Genomic DNA, 25253 nt, shown 5'->3' with positions numbered 1-25253 from the left:
CTCCCTTTATTGGACTGAAGCTGCCCGGCATCATGCCCGCGCAGCTTCTTCCTTGCTTAGTAATAGGGTGATGTAAGGCGTTATTCCGTTTTCGGTTCGCTCTTCGCGTTATAACGTTTATCCCACTCTGCCAGCGTGTTGTCTCTGTTTTTGGCCGCTTCATAGAGGTCATTCTTAATCAGCTGCTTCACCGGATCCTGCAAATAACCTTCAGGGATTACAGTCGTATCCGCTTTTGTTGCGAGAATGGCGAAGTTCTTGTTATATTCCTTCATTGCATCATCTGTAATTGCCCAATCCAGGAAATTCTTCGCTGTTTGCTTGATGGTTGCTTTCTTCATCAAAGCATTGGCCTCCACATCCCAGCCTGAACCTTCTTTCGGGAACACAACCTCGACCGGTGAACCTTTCTTCTTCTCTTCGATACCGCGGTAGCCGAAGGAAATCCCGATCGGATACTCACCTGTACCTGCCATCTTCGCAGGCTTGGAGCCGGAATGCACATACATCGCGATGTTATCGTTCAGCTTATCCATGTACGACCATGCATCGTCTTGGCCTTTCAGTTGAACGAGGCCGGATACGGTAAGGAATCCTGTACCGGAAGAAGATGGGTTTGGCATGGTGATAAGACCTTTATACTCGGGTTTAATTAGATCCTCGTAGGATTGCGGAATTGGCAGGTTCTTCTTCTCAAGCTCAATCTTGTTCACTACAAACGCTGTTTCCCAAGCATCGATACCAACCCAGTGAGCAGGTTCGTTCTTGTCTTTGAAGTCTGGTTGGATACGCTCCACGCCTGCCGGTGAATAACCTTCCAGCATTTCGTTCTGGTCTAAGACGAGCAAGCTTGTTGCCGCTACGCCCCAGACGACGTCAGCTTGCGGGTTGTCTTTCTCTGCCAGCAGCTTCGCTGTGATAACGCCAGTTGAATCACGAACAATATTCAATTTCACGTCTGGGTACTTTTCTTTAAAAGTTACCAGGTATGCGTTAATTTGATCATCCTCAAGTGCGGTGTAGATCGTCAAATCTTTACTCTCTGTATCTACGCCGCTGTTTGTTCCCTCATTTGCCCCCGCAGATGTTTGTTCTGTATTTGCTTCCGGTTTTGCTTGTCCGCAAGCTGCCATAATGGAGATTGTCATCAGTGTTAGAACGATAAGTGCGATAAACCTTTTCATTATTCGTTGTCACTCCTTATTTATTCGGCTCGGATTAACCAAGCTTCGATACTCTAAATATAGGGGGCAATTGTAATTTCAATATTAAATACAAGTTAAGAAATTGTTTTTGTTTGTGTATTGGTTGTTTTTAGTTGTGTTTCGAGGTTGAAATGTCTTCTATGCCGCAATGCGTGGAGGCCGGGAGCTGGATGCGAGTTCAGGAGTGAGTGGATACCGGGAGGGAGATTCGACTTGCGATCGCCCCCCGTCAGTTGAGTAGCATATACTCTTCCCAACAGCAAAAAGAACCTCCTGCGCCCGATGAAGCGCAAGAGGTTCTTGAGTTGAAGGGTCAAACCTTACAGTACGGGAATAGACAGCTCGAAGTGGATATATCCCTCTACCAGTTTCACATCGATTGTGCCTTTGTAATACTCTACACGTTCTTTCACTACAGCCAAACCAAGCCCGCTGTGCTCCCCGCCGACTTTCGTGCTGAAGCCCGTTCCGAACATCTGGTTGACGCGCGCGGGATCGAAATCCTCATGCACCAGATTAGCAACGGAGAAAAACAGCATGCCCGATTCCGACCAGCCTTTGACGATGACATGACGCAGCTCGGGAGCCAAGCCGCTTACTTCGTCGAATGCATTGTCGATAAGATTACCGATTATTTTCACAATATCCACCGATTTCACACCAAGCGATAACCCTTCGAGTCCCGTAAAATGATGGTCAAACAAGATCTTCGTTCTCATCGCCTGCGCCAGCTTCGCCTGAATCAACGCAGCAACGGCAGGATGGCCGATGCGAATAATATCATTCACTTCATTGATTTCTTCAATTAACTCTTCCATGTACCGAAGCTGTTCTTCCTTCTTCCCTCTTGATAGGAGGGCATACATCGTTTGCACATGATTCAGGAAATCATGCCGCTGGCTGCGAATCTCCGTAAACATAACGTCCATATTCTGAATATACAGCTCTTGCGTGGAGCGCACGGCGATTTCCTTGCTTTTGCCCGTAAACCGGAATACGAGATACATGCATAATAGGCTGAATATCGTAAACAGCACAACGAGCAGCGCCAGTCGAACCAGTTGCACATTCAATGTTTGCTCAACCGAGCTATAATCGGACACGATCGCGATGACGTAAGGGACGTCTCTTTGCACTTCCGAAACTCGCGTTTTGGCAGGTATGTAGACGAATGTTTTGAGAACAGTCTTACCTTTCCATTTCTCAAGACTGCTTACCGGCTTGTTCGTTTGAACAGCCTCCGTAAAGCTGTCGATGTCATCGGCATGTTTAATTGCATAGCTGCCAAATAGAACCTGTCGATCATAGATGGAGATAAAAGATGCCCCGTTGTTATCTCGATACAGTTTAGGAGGTTTGCCGAAAGTAACGCCGTTTAAGCCTGAAATTTCGATAATATCGTGATTCGCCGCAACCGTCTTCTTCACAATGGTATCACTGCCGACAATTTCCTGATATTTCAGCACCTGATCGGCGTTCACAAAGACCGCAATAATATAATCCGTCGATCCATCATTATAGAAACCGAATTTACTAACCTCGCTTGCGCCGGAGGCCGGAACCTCAGCGATGCCGGACCAAAAGTTAGCTAAGCTCTGACCTTCTGCTATCGTGACATTGTGCTTCGTTAACAGCTGATCATATGCCGTGAACCAATATCCGAACGGTTTCGTGCTCGTAATCTTAAGCTCTTTGGGCTCCGAGGATTTGATAACTCCGATGTCGTCACTGCCTGCAACACGCTGCATGAGCGAAATGCCGGCAACACCTGCCTGCTTCGCAAGTACACGAAGCTGTTCGTTCGTAATCAAATTCACATCAGGGTTAATTTGTCCTTGGATGGACATCGCGGCCATGCGCAATTTCTCACCGATTAGATCCTCTGTGTAGAAAGAGCCTTCTTTGGATTGCTCAATGGAGGTTCGGATTTGAATGGCCGTTGAGGCCATACGCGCGGACAAGTCATCTTTTAATAGAGTCTTCGTATACCAATAATAGGATGCATTGTTAATTGCGACCAATAACACGGCGATACCGAAAATAATATAGATGATTCTGGAATTAATCCGCATGAAACTCACACTTTCTCTCTGGGACAATTTAGAACTCTCTTAGTAGTATAGTTCCATCCCGTGTAAGCTGTCTATGTACAGATGTCCTAGTTTTCGTCGAATACAACAAAGAGCCCCCCTGGTCAGAGGAGCTCCTTCTGTTCATTCCGCTTGATCCTTCCACGAATAGACAGGCTTCCAGTTTAATACCCGGCAGGCAGCCTCATTGCTGACCAGCGCCTCTCGTCCTTCATAGCTTCTTCTACGGTCGCGCACCTCTGGATAAAACTCATCCAGCAGACGCTCCGTATTCCAATCGCTCAGCGTATCGCTGCTCGTAATATTGAGGGAGACCGCGCCGTAACCGTCCGTCGTCATGGCCGCGATAGTGGCGGAAACCGCATCTCTTATATCGACATAGCTCCACAAAATTTTCTTGAAGTTCGCCGGCTGCTTGATGCGCTCCCCGAAAGACTTCAGCTCATCCGGAGTAGCGATCAGCGAATAGCGCATGGCCGCAACCTGCATACCGGTCCGGCGGTTGAACATCTCGCCTGTCTGTTCGTTGACGATCTTGGATAGTCCGTAGCATTCCTGCGGCTGCTGCGGATGTACTTCATCAACCGGAAAATAATCGGGATCGAACTTCCTCGGCGCCCAGGCGAAGCCGTATGAGGATTCACTCGAGCCATGCACAACTTTCCGGATACCGAGCACCGAAGCCGCTTCCAGCACGTTATACGTCGATTGCACATTGTTCGCGAATATAAACTCGTTCGAAAATGAACCCGGCGCAGGAATAGCCGCCAGATGGATGATAGCATCGGCACCGTTCACGCCGCCGATGACTTGCCCGAGGTTGCCCAGATCCACCGTGATCTGCCGGCAGCGCAGCTTGTCGGAGCGACGGTTATCCAGCGCAATGACGGTATATCCTTGATTCAGCAGCTCCGAGGCAACCCATCCGCCAAGCTTTCCACTTGCTCCGGTTACAGCTATCGTTTTCATCTATTCGCCCTCCTATGGCCTAACCAGCGTTCCATCCGGCCTGCGGTCAAGTTTGTACGGAATATGATAAGCCGACCGGCTCCATCCATCATCCACGAGCAGTGCTGCTTTCTCCTCATCGATGTCGATCCCCAAGCCCGGCTTCTCCGATAAATAGAGATAGCCGCCTCTGCGCTCCACATGACCCGGGAATGCTTCGCACTCCGCCTCCTTGAAATGATTGATCTCTTGAATCCCGAAATTCCATACCGCGCGGTCCAGATGGACGGCTGCCGCTTGGTTGACGGGGTCGTTCTCCCCGCCTTCCTGCCAGGCCGTCCGAACGCCGAAGGTTTCGCCAAGCGCGGCCAGCTTGCGGCAGGCGCTGATGCCGCCGCCCTTGGACACGCGCACGCGAATGAAGTCGATGAGCCTCTCCGTGATGAGATCGGTCCATTCATGGGGACTGGTGAACAGCTCTCCAACCGCTTGCGGCGTTGAAGATTGCTGCCGCAATTGGCGGTACCAGCCGATCTGCTCCGGCGGCAGTATATCCTCTAGGAAGAACAATTGGTAAGGGTCCAGGCGTTTGGCCAGCTGTACAGCGGCAATCGGCTGCAGATGGGAATGAACGTCATGCGTAAACTGAATATCGTTGCCAAAAGTAACACGCAGCTTCTCGAACATGGCCGGAATGGCGTTCATATAGATCGCTTCGTTGAACACATTAGGGGACCAACTCGGAACAGGTACGTTCGCTTGGTCTGCCGGCACGAAACCGCCGCCGCCATAGGAGCCAAGCTGACAACGGATAACCGTGTAGCCTTCCTCCTTATAGCGGTGAACCGCTTCAGTCAGCTCCTCTTGATCGCGTCCATCCGCATGGCCGTAACAGGGAACGGCTGATCTGCACGCGCCGCCGAGCAGCTGATACACCGGCAAATTAGCCTCTTTGCCTTTAATGTCCCAGAGCGCCATATCGATGCCGCCGATCGCGGTTTGGGTAATGGAGCCGTGCCGCCAATACCCGCTCGTATGCATCATTTGCCAAATGTCCTCGATCTGGCCTGCCTCTCTGCCGATCAGCAGCGGGGCAAACAACTGCTCCACGACCTGCACGACGGCTTCCGGATTAAACATATCCGTCGCCGAGCCGATGCCATACAATCCGTCTTGATCTGTCGTTACTTTTACAATCGTCCAGCTGCCGTCATGCCGTGTTCGGATACATTTCACACCTGTGATCTTTGCCACTGTTTGCTCCTCCGATTCTTGGACCTATGATTAGTATGATCTGCTCATAGGTGCATTTCGTTATAGATTGTGACCGTTCCCAAGGATGTCGTACCGTTATAGCGCATCAGATTCATCACTTTGACCGTGCCGCTGTCCACCTTCACGGTGTATCCGCCTGAGCCGAGGTTATCCGTTCCTAAGTTGAATGCGTTTACCGTTCCCGACTGCACAACTACACCGTTCTTGGAGCCGTAGGCAAACACGTTAACCAGCTTCTCATCGGAAGCTCCGTTCACGGTTACAAGCGTCTCGTTCGGTCTCGTAAACGCATCGATGACCTGCGAGAAGACGTTGCTCTCCACGACCCAGCCGGGAATGTTGTAGCCGGTGCGGCATACGGCGTTACCGTTCGTGAGAATGCCGGTTATATAGCCGGACGTACTGAGCCCTACCGTAATACCATTCTTGAACAAGGTCCCTTGTACCTTCTCGACATAGTGGTTATCGTTACGATTTGTCATCAAATCGATGGCGTTATACGAGTTGGGCAGTCCCACATTGATGATGTATACGCTGCTGCCGTTGCCTCTAATCGTATATGGGAAAGCTTTAATGCCTGCCGCAGGGTTGTTCTCCGGATAAAATACACGCAAACCGCGCAAGCCGGCTGTATTCCCATTCAGCGTAATAAACGCCGTGCTGGAATCCGGTGTTGTCGTATCTTTGCCTTCATAAGCGAATAGCACTGTGCCGGCACTCGATCCGCCTTGATCCCTCGTCGGTGACGATGCCGAGCCGCGCAGCTCTACATTGGCCGGAACGGTCAAGTGCGTGCTGACTTTGAACCAGCCTGCAGGCACATAGACCACACCGCCGCCGGCTGTTCCCGCAGCATTGAGCGCGGATTGGATCGCGGAAGTCGCATCCACCGTTGGCAGCGCTGGGCCGCGCGAGGAAGTGAACGGCGCATTGTACGGCGCTTTGGTGACATCGTACAGCACAGCCCGGCTGACCTTCGGCGTCGCCGCAGAAGGGGACACGACCGGCGATGTGCCCGTACCTGAGATCGTTACCGTGCCTGATGTGGCGCCGGTCATATCGGAGTCGGTAACTTTCACATAGCCAGCGGTGTTGTTCTGAACGGAAGCCGTACTGCCTTTAAGCACACTGCGCAAGAACGATACGCCCCAGCGAGTATCGATATTATCGACCTTCACGGCGATATTCGTGTTCTGAATATACGCCCAGATAAAAGCGCCCGAGAACTGAATCCGCTGGCCTGTCACGATGTTGATTCCGATATTGAAGTCGGATGCCTCCATCGCATAGAACTGATCCCACTCCAAGTCGCCAATCGTAAACGCAGTGGCGTTCGCACGCGTCCAGTTCTTGATCGTTGTCGCACTTGGAGCATTGTAGGATGCGCCTGCACCGGCCCAATACGAGCTGTTGAAATTCACATGCTCCCATGTGCCGACATCTGCGCCGTTGTAAGCTTCCACGCCTCGGTAAAGAATCGTGCCCTTCACGTTCTTCACCGTCGCTTGCTCATGAACCTGCGAACCGCCGGTATGGTCGGAGGCCATCGTGCTGATGCCTATTCCGCGGTACGAATTGAGCATGGTCACGTTCATGATGGACGCTGTCATATAATTCTCGCTGCCGATCCAAGCATTCCCCGGAATTTCGAAGGTGTAGTTATAGTGAACCGGACTTGTCGCATTCTGGTTCGGATAATACACCGTCAAGCCCTGTACCGATGCGCTGCCCCCGATACGGAACAGCAGCGATCCCGAATCACCGGAAGCCAAGTTCGCCGAAATCACAGTGCCATAACTCCCGCTCCCGCTGTCCGCATCCCGGTAATCGCCTCGGACCGAGCAGAAAGCTCGTACCTGAATCGTACCGGATACCTTGTAGGTCCCGGCAGGCAGCCACACCGTGCCGCCGCCGTCGTTATAGCAGGCGTCAATCGCACTCTGAATAGCTGTGGTCGCATCGTTCACACCTGTGTTATCAGCGCCGAACCCCGTGACGGCATTGTAATCCGAGATCACAATGTCGCTCGTTGGATAGACTGTACTGACGATAACGCTGTTACGGACAGAACTTGTCGTCGTTGTATTGGAAATCGTAATATCGTCGATGTAGCCGCGGTAGTTGCCCGTACTGCCAGCACGGTCGTAGGCGACCCAGATGCGGTCGATTGTCTTCCCGGCATTCTGCACGCCGAAGCTCGAATCGATCTGCGACCAAGCATTGAGCGGAATCGTGCCGCCATGACCGCCGGCCGGATGAACGGTGTTCCCGTTTTGATCCACCGATCCGCTGTCACGCAGCGTCGACCCGTCCGTGAAATGGAAATCAACGGCCATGTACCTCCCATTATCCTGCTGCGGATAGATGAAGTATTGCAGCTTGGATGCCGATGTAACGGGAATACTCACGGTGAACACTTTGAAATACGCATACGTAGTAGAGCCGCCGTTCGCGTTGCCTGAATACATAAGCGCCGAGGTGCCTGAATGCGCCTGCTCACCGGTACGCGGCGAAGCCTCCGGTGAAACGCCTGACGTAATACCGCTCACATTCGATGAGAAATCAATGGTGTCCACGAAATTCGGTGCGGTTTGTCCGGATTCCAAGCCTGTCGTGAACAGGACGGTATCCGCCGATGCGACGAGCGGTAAGAACGGAAAACAGGATACAGCGAGTAAGAAAGCCATGATGAGCGGAGAAAACCTCTTCTTCATGATCTACACCCTTCCATATTTGTAATCGTTTACAAATAGAGTATAAGGGAGTCCCGCTGCCACTTGTAATGAGTCAATCCAATCGTTATCTGGGGCAACCTTATCTGTTTGCTCCTCAGCGTCAGCAAAAATCCGCGCCCGGTGAGAGGCGCGGATTTCTCGATTATTTCTTCGTAGCCAAGTAAGCATCGATTTGTTTTTGCGCTTCCGCGATGATTTTGTCAAGGCCGTTTGCTTTCTGCTTCTCGATGTAATCCGCTACTGCTTTATCCACATCTTTGGCATTCCCGTACTCGATCGGTTTGTGGAATTCTTCGACTGCTTGGTCGCGTTTAGCTACTTCGTTCTTGATATTGTCCTCGGAGATGAACAGTCCGTCTACCGGGGAGTTTACGTTAACCGGCAATGCTGCGAATTCGGCTTCATGCACCCAGAAGTCTTTGCCATAGGCTGGGTTTGGACGCATGAACTGCGGTTTCCACAGTGCCCATTGGCCGCCCCACTCCATGTAGTTGGACGTCGTCGTTTGCATGCCTTCCGGATAATTCGCTGTTTCGCCGTCAATCACGTAGGTTTTGCCTTCGATGCCGTATTGCACGAGATCATAGAGCGTTTTGTCGGTTTCAAGCATATCCAGGAATTGCAGCACACGGTCAGCATGCTCGGAGTTGCGATTAATTGCTACAACGTTAGCCAGCGCTGTACGGTTGACATATTTCTTGTCTGGGTAGAGAAGCGAGCTGGACAGCTTGTAGGACGGATCCGCGAAGCCCGGGTTTGCGTTAACCCATTCATGCGAGGAGTCGGTGTAGAACATTTTGCCGTTTCTCCATTGTGCCGCGCCGTCTTCTTTATCGATCATGGCATCTCTGTTGATGATACCGTCGTCGTACCATTTCTTCGCCATAAGCGCTGCTTCTTTGTAGAACGGTTGTTGTTCAACCGGTTGGATCTTCACAGCCGGATCGTTCAGGTAAAAGCCCATGCCGTGGAAGCCAAGGTCAACCCACTCATCGCGCTCCATGTAGATGCCAAGCGGCGTGGAACGGGACAGCTTATCTTTCGGGAACGCTTCTTTCAGCTTGTGCAGGAACGCATCGAGGTCTTCGATTGTTTTAATGGAATCCACAGCCGGCGTGATGCCTGCTTTATCGGTCAGATCCACCCGCCATACCGCATATTTGCGTTGGTTCATGCTCATCGTCCAAGGAAGGCCGACGATTTTGCCATCCACTGTTGCAGCCGTTAGCGTACCTTGTTCTTGATACTTGGCAAACAGGGTTGGTGCGAATTTCGGAAGGAGATCATTGAGCGCCATATAGGAGCCTTTGGCAGCCATTTGCTTATAGGAGAGCCAGTCGCCGTCAAAGTTCATATCCCATTTATCGCCGGAAGCGGCCATAACGAGCATTTTGTCCTTAAAGTCGCCAAACGGGATAAAGTTGATATCGAATTTCACGTTAAGCCCTTTTGTTTTCACATAATCGCTGACTGCAGACCATACTTCATCCGTAGCTGCTTTCTTATCTCCGCCAAAATAAAACTTCAACGTTACTTCCTCTTGCTCCTTAGCTGTATTGTCAGTCGTAGCTGCTGTATTGTTCGTATCATCTGTGGTTGCATTGGATGTATTGTCGGTCGCCGTATTCGTCGTGCCGGATGAATTGTCCTTCGAGTTGCCGTTGTTGTTTGAACTACATGCTGAGAGTAATAGGCTAAGCATAAACACAATCGTGAGCAGCAGTGGAAGCTTGGCATGCATCTTCTTCATCGTGTACCTCTCCCCTTGAGCTTGTTTTTTATACTATCCAGCGCTACCGGTAGCGCCGTTATAGCTGTCTGTCTGTTACCCTTTCACTGCGCCAACCATCAAGCCTTGGACAAAATACCGCTGCAAGAACGGATACAAGAAGATGATCGGCCCGATCGTCACTACCGTGAGTGCCATCTTGATGGACTCGGACGGCAGCTGCGCGGAGATACGCTGCATATCGGCGGCATTGCTGGAGCTTCGGAGGAACTCCACGTTTGAAACGAGTGTGCGAAGAAGCAGCTGCAGCGGCTGCAGTTCTTGTTTATCGACGAACATGAGGCCCAGGAACCAATCGTTCCAATACCCCAGTGCGACGAACAAGCCGACCGTGGCGAGAACCGGTTTGGATAAAGGCATGATTAGCTGCCAGTAGATACGGTACTCGCTGGCTCCGTCCATTTTGGCGGATTCATAAATGTCCTCCGGGATGGAGAACAGGAAGTTGCGGATCAGAAACATATTGAACGCGTTCGCCAGCGGTGGCAGAATCATCGCGAAGATCGTATCCTTCAGGTGCAAGTAGTTGACGCATACGATGTACCAAGGCACCAATCCGCCGCTGAACAGCATCGTGATGATGACGTAGATCGAGAGAATGTTGCGGTATTTAAAAGAGCGCCTCGCCATCACGTACCCGCCCAAGCTGGTCAGGAAAACGGAGAACACTGTACCTGCAACAGTGACGAGTAAGCTGATGCCGTACGCATCCACAATTCGATTGGAGCCGAGCAGCAGAATCTCATACGACATGAACGTGATATGCCTTGGGAATAGCGAGTAGCCGTTGTTAATAATATCGTTCTCCGTTGCAAGCGAGCCGGTAATGACCATGAGAAACGGCAGCAGACAAGCAAGGCTGAACAAGGAAATGATGACGATAATGATCGTTTGCGAGATGGATATACGTTTTACCGGCATGGTGCCCTCCTTATGTTCGTCACGAAGTGAAGTTAGAAAATCGCTGAGTCCTTGTCGACTTTCCTTGCCGCATAATTGCTGCCAAGCACGAGGACGAAGGCAACGACCGATTGGATGAAGCCGGCTGCTGAGGCCATTCCGATATCGCCGGATTTCCGTAAGCTTCGATAGACCAGCGTATCGATAACATCTGTTGTCGGATAGAGGAGCGAAGCGTCGCCGACCATGGCGTAGAACATGCCGAAATCCGCATTCATGATTCGTCCGACGGCGAGCAAGGTGAGGATGATGATCGTCGGCTTCAGCATCGGAATGCTGATGAACCGAATCTGCTGCCAGCGGGATGCACCGTCAATGGAAGCGGCTTCATAATACGAGTTGTCAATGCTCGTTAGCGCGGCCAAATAAATAATCGTGCCATATCCGGTTACTTTCCAGCGGATGGCGATGGTCAGGATCAGCGGCCAAAGCCCTGCTTCGCTGTAGAAATCAATGGGCTGAAAGCCCAACCATTCTACAATGCGATTGATCGCGCCATTCTCGTAGTTGAGCAGGTTATATGTAAAGACGCCTACGACGATCCAGGAGATAAAGAAGGGGAGAAACGTGATCGACTGTGTAATTCGTTTAAAATATTTGTTACGCACCTCGTTCAGCATCAGCGCAAGTCCCACCTCGAAGATCAGCCCCACTGCGATGAACAACCCATTGAGCAGTATCGTGTTCCGGACTGCACGCGAAGCGGCATCCGACGATAGCAGGTAATCGAAGTTGTTGAGAATGGGCTGGGCCCATGGACTGCCGAAGATCCCTCTGGCGAAGTCGTAATTCTTGAAGGCGATGATGAGACCCGCGAGCGGCAAATAGTTAAAGACAAGGAGCAGGATGCCGACCGGGAGGAACATTACGTAGAGCGAGTGGTTTCGCATGAGATCGGAGACGAAGCTCGACCTCTTGCGATAGACAGCTGCAGATATCGGTTTATTCCCAACTTCGCTGCTTGGTTTCATGGGCGTCCTTACCTTTCTTGTTCATGTTTGGTAGCTGCTTATCGTTGCTATAATCATCATAATGGATGGCCCGCCTAGCTACTATGAGCCAAAATTAAACTTTGTGGTGTAAACTTGGCCTCTGAATGGGAAAGTGCGCGTTGGCGTATTGCGTCACGGTGCGACGAGCTGCGCTGCGAGCTTGAGCAGCAAGTGTTGCTCTGGGAGCTACTCTTGCTCTGGTATCGCAGACTAATTGCTAATGTGTGGCTCTGAGAACTACTCTTTCTCCGAATTCGCTCATTCTCCTCTCATGTGTGGTTCTGGGAGCTACTCTTTCGCTCATATCGCCGACTAATTGCTGATGTGTGGCTGTGGGATCTACTTTTCTGCTGATATCACCGTTTTAGCACCCATGTAGACTTCCTGATGGGCTTCATCCGCTCAAAAACACTGGTTTCCTCCCATGTAGACTTCCTGGTGGGCTTCATCCGCTCAAAAACTCTGGTTTCCTCCCATGTAGACTTCCTGATGGGCTTCATCTGCTCAAAAACGCTGATATCCTCCCATGTAGACTTCCTGGTGGGCTTCATCCGCTCAAAAACACTGGTTTCCTCCGAAGTAGACTTCCTGGTGGGCTTCATCCGCTCAAAAACGCTGGTTTCCTCCCATGTAGACTTCCTGGTGGGCTTCTTTATCTCTACTTCCTACTACTGTGCGGTAACTTTATCTCTCTTGAAGCTACTTTCTCGAAGTTCTACACATGTGCGGTAGCACGTACCTCTCTCGACGCTACTTCGCACTTATCCCGCACATGTGCGGTAACTGCTGCCTCTCATCTGCACCACTAGCCGCCCAAACAAAAGGGCACCTATTCCAACTCCGGAATAGTGCCCTCCCTTCCCTCGCTCAGCCAAGCACGCAAGCACTCCCTCACACACACAACCCGCCGACCGCTAACCCTGCTCCTCCTCCGGCTCCATGATCGGGTGGCGCAATACGATGCGCGTCCCGCTCCCCGCTCTGGCCTCGATCTGCAGCGTATACGCCTCGCCAAAATACAGCTTCAGCCGGTCATTCACGTTGCGCAGGCCGACGCCGCGGCGTTTGGCTACAGGGGCTGCCTTCTCCTCCGGATGGGTCAGTTCCTGCAGCACCGCCTCCGGAATACCTTGTCCATTGTCGCTCAGCTCAATGACAATATCCGTCCCCTCGCAGCGCCCGGTCAGCATGATCTTCCCTTTCTCCGGATTGCTCCGAATACCATGATGAATCGCATTCTCAACAAGCGGCTGCAGCAGTAAGCGGAGAAACGGCGCATGCAGCACCTCTTCATCGATCGAAATCAAGAACCGTACCTGGTTGCCGAGGCGTGCCTGCTCGATGCGGACATAGGCCTTCACCTGCTCGATTTCCCTCGATACCGTCGTAATTTCCTTGCCTTGATTGAGACTCAAGCGCAGCAAGTTACCTAGAGAGGATACCATTTCGCTTATATCCGGCATGTTATGGTACTCCGCCTTCCACCGGATCGACTCCAGCGTATTGTACAGAAAATGCGGATTGATCTGATGGCTCAGCACTTGAAACTCCAGCTCTTTCTTCGTCCGCTCGGCTTGCGTCGTTTGGTCGAGGAGCTGCTGGATTTTGCCCGTCATGTTGTTGAAGCCCCGATACAGCCAGCCGATCTCGTCTCTTCGGTCCGATGGCGGCAGCATGAACTGGAACTCGCCGGACTCCAGCTTACGCATGGAACGAACCAGCCTATGCAGCGGATGAGTGAAATACAGCGTCATATAGATGATGACCCCGATGCAGCAGATCAAATAAATAATGAGGAAGAAAACAAGCAGCTTATCCATTTCCTGAATGGGGTGCGTCAACTGCTCCAGCGGCGTCGTGCTTACGAGCATCCATTGCTCCGTATCCAGCTTCACATAGGTGACCAGCTGCTTCTCGCCGTCAATCGTGAGCGTCTCCGCTTTCTGCGTCGAGGCCGCAATCGAATCGATAAGCGGCTTGGACGGGATGAGCTTGCCGGCCAGCGCATTGTCTGCCGTATCATAGAGCACATACCCGCTGCGCGTCATCAGAAACATGCGCTGCCCCTTCATCCGCTGCGAAGGCGAGAGATACCGTTTCAGCTGATCCTCGGTCAAATCCGTAATGACGATCCCACGCGGAATTTGATCATGCAGCCCTGTAAACCGTTTGATTTTGGACAGCATCGGTCGAAAATACGTACTTTCCGCAGGCATGAACAGATGCCACGTCGGCGTAATCGTCTTCTGTGCCGCCTTGAACCAGTTGCTTGTCTGAAACCCCTTCTGTTCATCCAGTGTGTTGATATACATGGGATGTTCGTTCGGATCAATCGGAAATACACGTACTCGAAAAGCATCCACCTGCGACTTCGATTGATCGAGCAGCAGCATCATGCCGGAAATAAAAGCACTCTCATCCTCCGCCCTAGTCATCGAATTCTCCATCAGCTGCTGAAACTTCGTATTGCCGATAATGCCGTTAATCTGCTCGTTCAGCTGGTTGAGATAGCGATCCAGATTCTGCTTGGATTGGAGCATGTAGTCCATCGAGAAGGAGGCATTGGCATTCGAGATGCCTTCAACCGACTTGATATGCGCATAATAAGCAAAGAGCAGAAACGGCACGATGATAATGATGAAGAAAATGCCAATTACTTTATTGCGTAAGGAGGCCGCTTGCTGAAGCGAATAGCTACTCATCGATGATTCCTCTCAGCTTCCGATATTCTTTGGGCGTATGGCCAACGTTCTTCTTGAACAGCTTGGTAAAATGTACCGGGTCCCGGTAGCCTACCTCTTGCGAGACCTGATAAATTTTGCTCCCGACATCCCCTAACATTTCCTTCGCCTTCTCAATCCGCACCTCGGTCAAATATTCCAAGAAGGTCTGCTGCTTCTCCTTCTTGAACAGCTTGCTCAGCCACACCGGCGTAACATGAACCTCCAGCGAAACGGTGTGCAGCGTCAAATTATCCCCATAATTCCGCTGAATCACCTTCTCCGCCTCCGAAATAATTTGGCTTTGCGGCACCCAGTTTTTCCTGAAATCCGCGGCAATGGATACCAGATAGCTCTCCACCTGGATTCGCAGCGATTCGAGTGTATCGTACTGCTCCAGCCGATCCCAGATGGCGATGGGGTTGCGTTCCCAGCCCCTTTCTTTCCATCCGCCGGCGGCCGCTTTCTTGAATAGCTCAAGCAGCCATTCGAATATTTTCTGCTGAATATCTTTGATGTTGGTCGCGCCCCATGTCCGTACAAATTCAGGGAAGGACTGCATGACAGTCCGGATTTCAAGGTCGGATCCGTAACGAATGAGATCGAACATTTCATTGACGTTGCCAATCGACAGCTCCGAGAACTCCGCATCGACGCCGAGATCCTGACGAAGCAGCAGCCGATTGCCGCCGTAGACCGCCTTCTGCTCCAGAATATCTGCCGCTTCCTGCCGCATATCATGCAGCTGCTTAATGCCGCCGACCGTTGAGGCTAGCCCGATGCTGACCTTCACTTTGACATAGCCGTTAATCCGGTCGATGCACGTAACAGCAATATCCTTAATGGAGCAAAGCTGTTCCTGATGATTGCAGCTGAGAACGATCGCAAATCGAGACTTCGCATCGCTGTACATGCAGGCCGGATGCCCATATTCCTCCTGCAGAGTCTGCTTCACGACATTGCTGATGCCGAAGAGGACAAGCTCCTTCTCCTTGCGATACAGCTTCCCTTGATCGATCGCCTTCAGATCGTCTACTTCTATGAGCATGAGCGCAAGCTTGTGCTGCGTCAGCCACTCCAGCTGCATATTGCCGAGTCTGTGCATCATGCGCGATTCCCAGTACGGGTTATACTCGTTCTCCGCCGCTTCGCGAACGACTTCCTCTTGCATCTTCGGCAACGCAAAATGCACCTGATTCTCCAGCAGCAGCTTATTCTGCTTGTCGAGCCGCTCCTCGCGGATTTGACTAAGAGCCTTGTGTATAACCTGCGACAGCTCCTCGATATTAATCGGCTTCAGCACATAATCAATGGCGCCAAGCTGCATCGCATGCTTCACCAGATCAAAATCATCATAACCGCTGATTACGATCGACTTGCCCGAGAAATTACCCCGCTGATGCAGGGACTGAATGAATTCGAGACCCGACATGCGGCTCATTTTGATATCCGTCACGATAACGTCCGGGTTTAACTGCTCCGTCAGCTCAAGCGCCGTTTCACCGTCGTCAGCTGTATATATTTCATCCATTTCGATGCCAAAATCCATCCAAGGAAAACGAAGCCGAAGCCCCTCTCTGATTTCCTTCTCATCATCTACAATCAGCACTCGATACATGTTCTCTCATCACCCTTTACCGAGTATGTATGCGACTTCAACATGAACGTACCGTTATCTTATCGCTCTTAATTCCAGGCAGGCAATGGGGGAATATTATCTTTAACAGGTCAATCGAAACCAACTTGGAAGCGCTTCATTACAGTTCGACAACAATTGTCCTTTCCCTTCCACATGGTTTGCCAAAGAAACTTTGAGGCGATTATGAATAATGGCTTGGACGCCTCATTTACCTTCGTTTGGAAAGGCGGTAGAATAGGGGTGTTTGGTTTACCTGAATGCATATCCCCCATCCCATTACGATAGCGAGGAATTATCATGAACCAAGAAACAATGGAACTGATGCGTACGTTAACCGAATTTCAAGCGGCTTCCGGATTTGAGCGGGAGCTGCGGAGCTTTGTGCGCGGTGAGCTTACGAAATATACAGATGAAATCGTGCAGGATCGGCTAGGCAGTATCTTTGGCGTTATGCGCGGCGATGCGAGCGGTCCGGTCATTATGGCGGCTGGTCATTTGGACGAAGTCGGCTTTATGATTACGGGAATAACAGAGAACGGCATGCTCAAGTTCCAAACGCTTGGCGGCTGGTTCAGCCAAGTGCTGCCTGCACAGCGCATTCAAGTGATGACCGAGAACGGGCCGATTGTCGGCATCATCGGAACGACGCCTGTTCATCTGCTCGATGAAGCAGCGCGCGGCAAGCCGCTGGATGTGAAAGGTATGTATATCGACATCGGCGCGGACAGCCGCCAGCATGCGGAAGAAGTCGGCGTGCGCATCGGACAGCAGGCTGTTCCGTATTGTCCGTTCACTCCGCTCGCGAATCCGAAGAAAATTATGGCGAAATCATGGGATAACCGCTACGGTGTCGGGCTTGCCATCGAGCTGCTTAAAGAGCTGCATGGTCAGAAGCTCCCGAATGTGTTGTATGCAGGGGCAACCGTACAAGAAGAGCTCGGACTTCGCGGTGCCAAAACAGCATCTGCCATGATTAAACCGGATCTGTTCTTCGCCATGGATGCCAGCGCGGCGAACGACATGAACGGCGACAAGTCGCAGTTCGGCCAGCTTGGTCAAGGCACTCTGCTGCGTCTCTATGATCCAAGCATGCTGACTCACCGCGGTATGGTGGAGTACGTGCTGGATATGGCGCAAACGCACAACATCCCGTACCAGTATTTCGTATCCCAGGGCGGAACGGACGCCGGAGCGGTACATACGCAAGGAATCGGCATCCCTTCAACCGTCATCGGTGTATGCGCAAGGTACATTCATACCTCGGCTTCCGTCCTGCATACGGATGACTACGATGCAGCTAAAGAGCTGCTCGTGAAATTGGTACAGCATTGCGACCGCACGACCTACCAGACGATTATTGACCGTTCGTAAGAGGCGTTATTAAGAAAAGACCAGTGAATCGTTCGTTAGCCGAACGATCACTGGTCTTTTTTGCATCACCTGCATGACAAGCGCATCTCCGCTAGGAAGGAGAAAGCCGTTTCATCTGGATTAGTACAATTTTCTATTTAGCAGATCGAAACATTACGCTGTATCTATTCGTCCATAAAGTGAAAGCATAAAGGTAGAAAGGATGATGGTAATGCAAGCACATATTGGTAAGCGTTCAAATGTCTGGTACAGGCTGACTTCAGCCGTTCTCATAGCCGTCACCGTCTTCGCTGTAGTTGGCTGCAGCCAATCGGATCAAAATAAGAGCACGACGGAGCATCAAGTCCGTAATTTGCCAACGATCACGAGTCAAATCAAAGCCGGAACCAATCCGTTCGAAGTAGCCGGCATCGAGGATCCGCAGGCATTCTTCGACGTATTCGATGAGGTCAAAACAGCCATCGCCCAGGACGATAAGGTCACTGTAGCGAATCATATTCTATACCCGCTCAGAGTGAACAGCACATCTGGCTCGCAGCTGATCAAGACACGCCGTGATTTTGTCGATCAATACGACACCATCATCGACAAGTCGATCAAACAAGCGATTGCCGAGCAAGAAGCGGATCAAGTATTCGTGAATTATCAAGGCGTCATGGTCGGCAACGGCGACATCTGGTTCGGCGGCAGCGCGGATAAGCCTCAGGTGATCGGGATCATCGCCATTAATCACGATATTCGCTGACAGTCGAGCTACTGAAACAATTTGCGCTGATAATCGGCAATACTAGCGTATTCATCTGTCAGCTTCTCCGATAGGCGCAAGTAGATAGGCAGCAGCTCCTCATAGTGGGCTGCTGCTTCTTTATTAGGCGTAAGCTCGAACGTCGAGCCCATCATCTTCGAGACGATCGACAATGAATCGGCACGGCCGATCGCCATTAATCCGAGCACAACCGCCCCTAAGCAGGAGCTCTCGAAGCTCTCCGGAATGACAATCCTCTGCCCCAATATGTCCGCCATCATCTGACGCCAGAGCGCAGAGCGTGCAAATCCGCCGGTGGCATGGATTTTGGCCGGCTTACCGATCGTTTCCTCCAAGGCATGAAGAACCGAATACAAATTGTAGTTGATGCCTTCCAGCACAGCACGCATCATATGCTCCTTGCGGTGATGCAGCGACAGACCGAAGAAAGAACCGCGCGCATCGGGGTTCCAGAGCGGTGCTCGTTCACCCGTCAGGTACGGGTGGAAAATCAATCCGTCCGAGCCGGGACGTACCTTCTCCATCATTTGCGTCAGCACGTCGTAAGGGTCTAACCCCTTACGACGTGCTTCTTCCGCCTCTGCAGAAGCCAGCTCATCTCTGAGCCAGCGGAAGATGACGCCGCCGTTGTTAACCGCCCCGCCGATGACCCATTTGTCCGCCGTCAGCGCATAGCAGAAGTAACGGCCCTTCGGATCCGTTACGGGTTTATCTACAATCGTACGGATCGCGCCGCTTGTTCCGATCGTAAGCGCCACGACGCCGGGAGCAATCGCATCCACGCCTAGATTGGACAGCGGACCATCACTCGCACCTACAACGAATGGTGTGCTCGGCAGCAAGCCGATTTGTTCCGCTGCTTCGGCTTTCAGCCCGCTTAGTACATGTGTCGTCGGAACGAGCTCCGACAGCCGCTCACTCGTAATGCCCGCAATACGAAGCGCTTCCTCATCCCAATCCAGCTTCTCCAGATTCATCATCCCGGTTGCCGAAGCAATCGAATGATCGACGACATAGAGGCCAAATAGCTTAAAGAACACATATTCCTTAATCGAGATGAACTTCTTCGCAAGGACGAACAGTTCCGGTTCGTCGTGTCGCAGCCAGAGCAGCTTCGTAATAGGCGACATCGGGTGTACCGGTGTGCCTGTCCGCAAATAAACCTCATGACCGCCCATTTCATTCTTGAACTTTGCTGCCCATACTGCGCTGCGATTGTCCGCCCAGGTCAAGCATCTCATGATCGGCTTCCCGTCAGCATCAACCGGAATCACGCTATGCATGGCCGAGCTGAATGAAACGAACAGCACATCCGCCGCATTCACGCCTTGCATGATTTGCTTCATTGTCGAAACTACCGCGGCATAAATCTCATCCGGATCCTGCTCCGCCACTTCCGGTGTCGGCGTATAAAGCGGGTACTCCACATGTGCCGAGGTGACGATACTGCCGTCCTCCCGGAACAGCACGGACTTCGTGCTCGTAGTCCCAATATCCACGCCAATCATATAGTTCATCTGTTCGCTCTTCATCGTTAAGCCTTCTTCCCCGTCAACACATACAAGCTTCGCGCGCTTAGCCCGAGTATGTATTTCGTTTATCATCACTTTCCATGTAGTATATATTCCCTGCCTTTAGAGCGCAATGTTGGGAGATGCGACCTGCCGCAGAAAAAGCCGCCCAAGCCCCCTCATAAGAGGAAGCCTGGACGGCTTGCAATTACACACTCTATCTTTACAGCAAATCCCAGTCAAACATAACGCCAATCGCCGAGGTGCGATCCTTCATCAGGAAGTCATATGCAGCAGGCGCCTCAAGCGGCGAATAGGTATGGGTCATCAAATGTTCGAGGTTCATTCGACCTTGGAGCAGGTAATCGTAGAATACGGCTGTCATTTGATCGCCGGTCACGCCGTTGTAGTTGCGCGTCATGCTGGCATGAACACCAAGAATAGCTACGGAGTTCGAAACGACGCGCGGCCCGATTACTTGCTGGGACGGCTGAGTTGTATCGCCGAGCAATACGACACGGCCCATTTCCTTCGCAAGCAGCGTTGCCGGCGCCAATACAGCCGGATGGCCCGTAATATCATACACCACGTCGCACATGCTTCCGCCCGTAATTCGGCGCACTTCTTCAGCCGCTACATCAGCAGCAGCGCAGATCGTATGCGTCGCTCCGCTCTTGCGGGAGAACTCCAGGCGCGATTCCGCCTGATCAATCACAATGATATGTCTGGCTCCGGCGGCTCTCATATACTGCACGACCAGCTGGCCGAGCAAGCCTTGGCCGATGATGGCAATCGATTCGCCGAGCTTCAGCTCCGCGCGGCGCGTGCCTACTTGCGTAATTTGTCCAAGCGTCAGCCAGGAAGCTTGCTCATCTGTAATGCCGTCCGGAATCGGTTTTACGTTGCTCGCTTGGGTATTGAAGTATTGTCTGTGCTGCATATTGGACGTGACTCGATCGCCAACCTTAAATGCTTCGACGCCTTCGCCCACTTCCATAATTTCAGCAGCCATGGAGTACCCCGGGTAGAACGGATACTGCACCCAGGATTCCCAGTTCGTATTCGTATCGAAAATTCCGCGCAGGCAAAGCGTTTCCGTGCCGGTGCTGATTAGCGATTTTCTGGCTTTGCAGCGCACCTCGCCGGGCTGCAGAGGAGCTAGTTCTTCCTCACGTACTTCAACGACCTGCGCCGCTGGAAAAATAATATTCGTGGAATTCATGGAACTGTTCCCTCCCATTCGTCTATACGGACATTGTAGGAGAAAAGAGTGCGCTTACAATAGAGCAGTTTTATCGCTATAATGATCATTTCTTTAGGTTATCGTTTCCTGCATGAACCGGCGGTACTGAATGGGCGCCATACCGGTATACTTCTTGAACAGCCGTGTAAAGTTCGTCACCTCAGAGAAGTGAAGCGCCTCCGCTACCTGCGTAACGCTCATATCCAGATCGGTAAGCAGCAGCGCTTTGGCCTTCTCAATTCGCAGCCTGCGCTGCAGTCCGATCGGCGACATGCCGTACAGTTCCTTGAATCTGCTGCTTACATACGCCGTGTTCAAGTGCAGCTGCTGTGCCATCTCCGCTAACGAGAGCGGCTTCTCCGGCTGCTGCACGATTTGGCATAACATGCCGAGGAAGCTCTGCTGCCCGCCTGCTGCCGTATCGGCAACCGCTCGCTGTCCGATCGCCTCATCAAACAAGAGATACAACAGCTCCAGCGACTTCGCTTTCTGCAGAATCGCCGCCGGCAGCGATGAGGCATTGCGCCTCGATTCCATGAGCTGCTCGAAGACGGTCTCGAAGCGTTCCTTCTGCTTCAGCTGATAGATATACGGAATTTGAAACAGCGGCAGCACATCCAACACCCGCTCCACTTTGTATGTAAAATGCCACCATAGAATAATCGCCTCATCATCCGTGTCTTTATATTGATCATGGATCAAATGAGGCGGAATGAAGATTACACTGCCTGGCACAATCTCATAGACCGCATCGCCAATACGCAGCTTTGCCGTGCCTGTTTTGTGATAGGACATCATGTACTCGCTCGCGAACGCTCGCTCGCGAAAGTTCATTTCCCTGCGTGTATGAATGGCAAACTCCGACACATTCAGCTCCGCTTGTTGAAGGAGCTTAATCAAGTACTGATTCACTTGTAATCCCCACCTTACTATCTGTCTGCCTTCCTAGCTGCATAGTCGCCGGTTACCTCACATTTATCTCAGGTCACGGGATCGTGGGATTACCATTCTTCAAACGGTCGAATTCATAGATCGCTTGCAGCTTATACTCACTGTTCTCGTCATCCCGATGATAAAGGCCCATATAGCCGACATCGGCGAAAATCATCGTTTCCACGTCAGTCCGCATCTCATCGCTGCGGCTTGATTGCCAGTAATAATGCAGCTGAATCGGTGCTTCATACCACAGCCAATCCAGATCTTTGATGGTCTGATTGTGATGCGTCAGTACCCAGATTTGAAAAAGCACATGCGGATCTTTGATATCAATTTGCGATGCCAGATTCACGGTCTTTAAACGTTCCGCTTCCTTTCGCAGCAGCTCATGAATCTCCGAATCCGCTGTAATGGTCGTTATGGAACGTACTTCATTGAACTGTGCCGCATATTGATCCGCTTTGGCATGTACGCGCAGCTCGTGGAACGAGAGGGTAGGCAAATAGAAATTTGCCGTTACCGTAACCAAGCCGAAGATCAGCGCTCTCAGCAAGAATCCTTGCTTCTTCTTGTTCATGTAGGACAGTCCGATGAGGAACCCGACCGGAATCAATACCTTACTAATATTGACGTAGAAATTGCATAAGCAATAGAGCGCGACGATCATCAGCCACATCCGTACAGTCATGGCTTTACGCTGATCGAGATAGGAAACCAGAAGGAGTGCCAGCAAGCCAACCCAAATCATGATGTTCATGATTTAACGGATTCCGCGAACGATGTTCGTGTCGGTCGATACGAAAGAAACATTTTGCCGGTAACGAAGCTCCAGCTCTTGATCCCCCAATTGAATCTCGAAAGTCACCGTAAAAGGTGCTTCGACGAAACGCAGCGTTATGATTAGCGTGTCTTGCTCCTGCCAGGTAAAGCTGGCCATCGTCCGCTGCCTGTCACGTGCATTCGGTTCCGGTTGGAGGAGTCTGCCGCTGCCTTCCTTCCACGTACCGCGTCCGCCATTCACGAGAAACTGGCCTTCGGCTCCTTCGAATGTAATGACAGCCTCATCGCGCTCGAATTGGAGGGTAAGAAATTCCCACTGCTGCGAGTTCTTATCCAGTCGGTATCTATTGCCGGACACAAGTTCCTCTCGTGCAGAGCTAGTTTTGCCGATAGCCGGCGGATGAAGAGCTAAGGATGCGAGCCGCTCGGATAGCTGTGCGGCTTGTTCGCCATTTGCTCCCAGTGGGAGCGGTTGATCCAAGGCAGCGGGCAGGATATGCGTCCAGATAGCATCCAAGACACCTTGCATGTCATTCGTGCTGCTTGTGATCGCGATTACCATGTCTTGCTCCGGCATAACGATGCAGAACTGACCGAATGCGCCGTCCCCGCGGTACGCACCGTGACGGCATTGCCAGAACTGATAGCCATACCCCTGTGCCCACTCGTTGTCTCCGCCATCGCCATTGTCAATTTGCTTCGAAGTTGCTTCCTCGATCCAAGCTTCGGAGATCAGTCGCTTGCCTTCCCAGAGCCCTTTCTGCAAGTAAAGCTGCCCGAACTTCGCAACGCCTTCGGTGGTCAGCGCCAATCCCCATCCACCTACATTGATTCCAAGAGGGCACTCTCCCCATGTCGCGCCTATAATCCCAAGCGGGCCAAACAATCGTGGTTGCAAATAATCGATCAGCTTCTGTCCGGTGACCTTCTGAAGAATTGCCGACAGCATGTAGGTGGCTCCACTGTTATAGACGAAATGAGTACCCGGCTCCCGCTCCACAGGTAGATGCAGGAAAGTTCTTGCCCAATTGTCATCCGTGCCGGTTATGAGGTTAACAATGGTGTCCGTTTCATTGCCGGTTCCCATCATGAGCAAATGGCGAATACGCATCGCTTGCAAATTCGGTGATGGTTCCTGCGGCGTCTCATCCGGAAAGTAGGAAATGACGCTGTCATCGATCGATAGCAGCCCCTCCATCACGGCCATTCCGATTGCTGTAGAGGTGAAGCTCTTGCTTAGCGAGAACAGCATATGCGGAAGCTGACGCGAGTAAGGCGCCCACCATCCCTCGGCTGCTACTTGACCATTCCGCATCATCATCATGCTATGTATTTCGATTTGACGCTCCTGCCATTCATTCAGCAGGGCCGTAATCGCCTGCGGATGAATGCCCAGCTCTTCGGGCCGGCTTCTGGGCAGGCGCAGCTCTGTTCTTGTCATAGGGGGAACCGCCTCTCAAAGTTGTGGCTTATTATCCTGATTTTCATTACTGCCGAACTCTTTCCAATTGGTCTTAATCTGGTTCATCAGCTTGGAGAGCGGCCGTTCAAACTCTGCAGCAACCAAATAGCAGATGCCCACAATTAAGGCGAACCTGCTCATGACTAAGGGTCCGTTGCCTACATAATCCAGCATGGCATTGAATAATTCACGGTTCCAGGAAGTGACGTTCGAGCCGAATATAGCCGCTGATACGTACCGGATGCCATAGAGAAAAGCTGCGATGCTGATGAGAATAATACCGACTGATCTCCTGTTCATACATACCTCCTGCGAGTTGATATGCTGAAGTTTACTTCAGCAGTTCATGGAAATAGCCTCGTTTTCGAAGTAGTTGTTGCAAATTGTGCAACATTTTCCCATATAGATGAGCATCTGAGAGAAAATGTTGCAGATTCTGCAACACATGCTGTCTAAATCGGCGGGAAAGTCCCTATTTGGGAATAATTGTTGCATTTTTCGCAACATTCACATGTTTGGAACGCAAAGTAGAGCTCAATGTTGCATAATGCGCAACATTTTTGAATTGAACCAGAAGTGCTTAATCCAGGAAGAAGTCATCTGCGTTTCGCCTTTACCCGCATGCCCGATCGGCATCGGTCCGGCATTGTCAGGCGGATACGCCACATATTTATCGATGCCTCCAACCTGGATCGTTTCGAAAACAAGCGGATTCGGCAGCTCCTCCATCGCCTTCCAGCCCCAGGAATGCCCCCACTCCAGCGTTTCCTCACGTGTCAGCTCTGCCGCCGCACGTCAAAGACTAAGCGCCTGCAGCCCTTCCATACCCTG

At 51.6% G+C, this 25253-nt stretch carries 20 protein-coding genes; 3 read left to right on the top strand and 17 right to left on the bottom strand.

Annotated features, from left to right (window positions below; genetic code table 11):
• Positions 1 to 80 precede the first annotated feature (80 nt).
• The 8 genes from AC0YNS_RS12200 to AC0YNS_RS12165 form a co-directional block, all read right to left on the bottom strand.
• Entirely contained in the window at positions 81 to 1184 is a 1104-nt protein-coding gene (locus AC0YNS_RS12200) for a putative 2-aminoethylphosphonate ABC transporter substrate-binding protein (protein WP_475781260.1), read from the bottom strand.
• 341 nt (positions 1185 to 1525) lie between these two features.
• On the bottom strand, positions 1526 to 3277 hold the full coding sequence (locus AC0YNS_RS12195) for a sensor histidine kinase (RefSeq protein WP_475781259.1): 1752 nt from the start codon (positions 3275 to 3277) through the stop codon (positions 1526 to 1528).
• Between the two features lie 141 nt (positions 3278 to 3418).
• Positions 3419 to 4264 carry an NAD-dependent epimerase/dehydratase family protein gene (locus tag AC0YNS_RS12190; protein ID WP_475781258.1) on the bottom strand — a complete coding sequence of 282 codons (846 nt, stop codon included), beginning with the start codon at positions 4262 to 4264 and terminating at the stop codon, positions 3419 to 3421.
• Between the two features lie 12 nt (positions 4265 to 4276).
• Complete coding sequence (locus AC0YNS_RS12185; RefSeq protein WP_475781257.1) at positions 4277 to 5497, bottom strand: enolase C-terminal domain-like protein; 1221 nt, start codon at positions 5495 to 5497, stop codon at positions 4277 to 4279.
• Positions 5498 to 5541: 44 nt separating this feature from the next.
• On the bottom strand, positions 5542 to 8232 hold the full coding sequence (locus AC0YNS_RS12180; protein ID WP_475781256.1) for a glycosyl hydrolase family 28-related protein: 2691 nt from the start codon (positions 8230 to 8232) through the stop codon (positions 5542 to 5544).
• A gap of 163 nt (positions 8233 to 8395) precedes the next feature.
• On the bottom strand, positions 8396 to 10003 hold the full coding sequence (locus AC0YNS_RS12175; RefSeq protein ID WP_475781255.1) for a DUF3502 domain-containing protein: 1608 nt from the start codon (positions 10001 to 10003) through the stop codon (positions 8396 to 8398).
• A gap of 75 nt (positions 10004 to 10078) precedes the next feature.
• A complete protein-coding gene (locus AC0YNS_RS12170) occupies positions 10079 to 10963 on the bottom strand; it encodes a carbohydrate ABC transporter permease (RefSeq protein ID WP_090977358.1) in 885 nt (294 codons plus the stop codon).
• 32 nt (positions 10964 to 10995) lie between these two features.
• Complete coding sequence (locus AC0YNS_RS12165; RefSeq protein WP_475781254.1) at positions 10996 to 11973, bottom strand: ABC transporter permease; 978 nt, start codon at positions 11971 to 11973, stop codon at positions 10996 to 10998.
• 408 nt (positions 11974 to 12381) lie between these two features.
• On the opposite strand from AC0YNS_RS12165, the gene AC0YNS_RS12160 reads away from it, so the two are divergent.
• The gene (locus AC0YNS_RS12160; RefSeq protein WP_475781253.1) at positions 12382 to 12726 is read left to right on the top strand and encodes a hypothetical protein; all 345 of its coding nucleotides are present in this window, start codon (positions 12382 to 12384) and stop codon (positions 12724 to 12726) included.
• Positions 12727 to 12908: 182 nt separating this feature from the next.
• Here AC0YNS_RS12160 and AC0YNS_RS12155 read toward each other — a convergent pair whose 3' ends face one another.
• Together AC0YNS_RS12155 and AC0YNS_RS12150 are read right to left on the bottom strand one after the other, a co-directional pair.
• Positions 12909 to 14696 (bottom strand): cache domain-containing sensor histidine kinase, encoded by a 1788-nt coding sequence (locus AC0YNS_RS12155; RefSeq protein ID WP_475781252.1) that lies wholly within the window; start codon positions 14694 to 14696, stop codon positions 12909 to 12911.
• A complete protein-coding gene (locus AC0YNS_RS12150; protein WP_475781251.1) occupies positions 14689 to 16332 on the bottom strand; it encodes a response regulator in 1644 nt (547 codons plus the stop codon). The genes AC0YNS_RS12155 and AC0YNS_RS12150 overlap by 8 nt, the downstream gene beginning before the upstream one ends.
• 318 nt (positions 16333 to 16650) lie before the next feature.
• On the opposite strand from AC0YNS_RS12150, the gene AC0YNS_RS12145 reads away from it, so the two are divergent.
• Together AC0YNS_RS12145 and AC0YNS_RS12140 are read left to right on the top strand one after the other, a co-directional pair.
• Positions 16651 to 17724 carry a M42 family metallopeptidase gene (locus tag AC0YNS_RS12145; RefSeq protein WP_475781250.1) on the top strand — a complete coding sequence of 358 codons (1074 nt, stop codon included), beginning with the start codon at positions 16651 to 16653 and terminating at the stop codon, positions 17722 to 17724.
• A gap of 211 nt (positions 17725 to 17935) precedes the next feature.
• The gene (locus tag AC0YNS_RS12140) at positions 17936 to 18469 is read left to right on the top strand and encodes a hypothetical protein (protein ID WP_475781249.1); all 534 of its coding nucleotides are present in this window, start codon (positions 17936 to 17938) and stop codon (positions 18467 to 18469) included.
• Positions 18470 to 18477: 8 nt separating this feature from the next.
• Here the strand turns inward: AC0YNS_RS12140 and gntK are convergent, their stop codons facing one another.
• The 7 genes from gntK to AC0YNS_RS12105 form a co-directional block, all read right to left on the bottom strand.
• On the bottom strand, positions 18478 to 20022 hold the full coding sequence (gene gntK / locus AC0YNS_RS12135; RefSeq protein WP_475781248.1) for a gluconokinase: 1545 nt from the start codon (positions 20020 to 20022) through the stop codon (positions 18478 to 18480).
• A 202-nt stretch (positions 20023 to 20224) separates the two neighbouring features.
• Positions 20225 to 21223, bottom strand: coding sequence for a zinc-dependent alcohol dehydrogenase (locus tag AC0YNS_RS12130; RefSeq protein WP_475781247.1), 999 nt, complete (start codon positions 21221 to 21223; stop codon positions 20225 to 20227).
• A 93-nt stretch (positions 21224 to 21316) separates the two neighbouring features.
• Entirely contained in the window at positions 21317 to 22156 is an 840-nt protein-coding gene (locus AC0YNS_RS12125) for a helix-turn-helix transcriptional regulator (protein WP_475781246.1), read from the bottom strand.
• Between the two features lie 73 nt (positions 22157 to 22229).
• The gene (locus AC0YNS_RS12120; protein WP_475781245.1) at positions 22230 to 22937 is read right to left on the bottom strand and encodes a hypothetical protein; all 708 of its coding nucleotides are present in this window, start codon (positions 22935 to 22937) and stop codon (positions 22230 to 22232) included.
• A 3-nt stretch (positions 22938 to 22940) separates the two neighbouring features.
• A complete protein-coding gene (locus AC0YNS_RS12115) occupies positions 22941 to 24401 on the bottom strand; it encodes a serine hydrolase domain-containing protein (RefSeq protein WP_475781244.1) in 1461 nt (486 codons plus the stop codon).
• Positions 24402 to 24416: 15 nt separating this feature from the next.
• Positions 24417 to 24722 (bottom strand): hypothetical protein, encoded by a 306-nt coding sequence (locus AC0YNS_RS12110; RefSeq protein ID WP_475781243.1) that lies wholly within the window; start codon positions 24720 to 24722, stop codon positions 24417 to 24419.
• A gap of 234 nt (positions 24723 to 24956) precedes the next feature.
• A complete protein-coding gene (locus AC0YNS_RS12105) occupies positions 24957 to 25151 on the bottom strand; it encodes a hypothetical protein (protein WP_475781242.1) in 195 nt (64 codons plus the stop codon).
• Positions 25152 to 25253: the final 102 nt, after the last annotated feature.

The organism is Paenibacillus sp. J22FR21, from assembly GCF_056269135.1.
The sequence above is the reverse complement of the archived record's forward strand: the minus strand, read 5'-3'. Positions and strand labels throughout refer to the sequence as shown.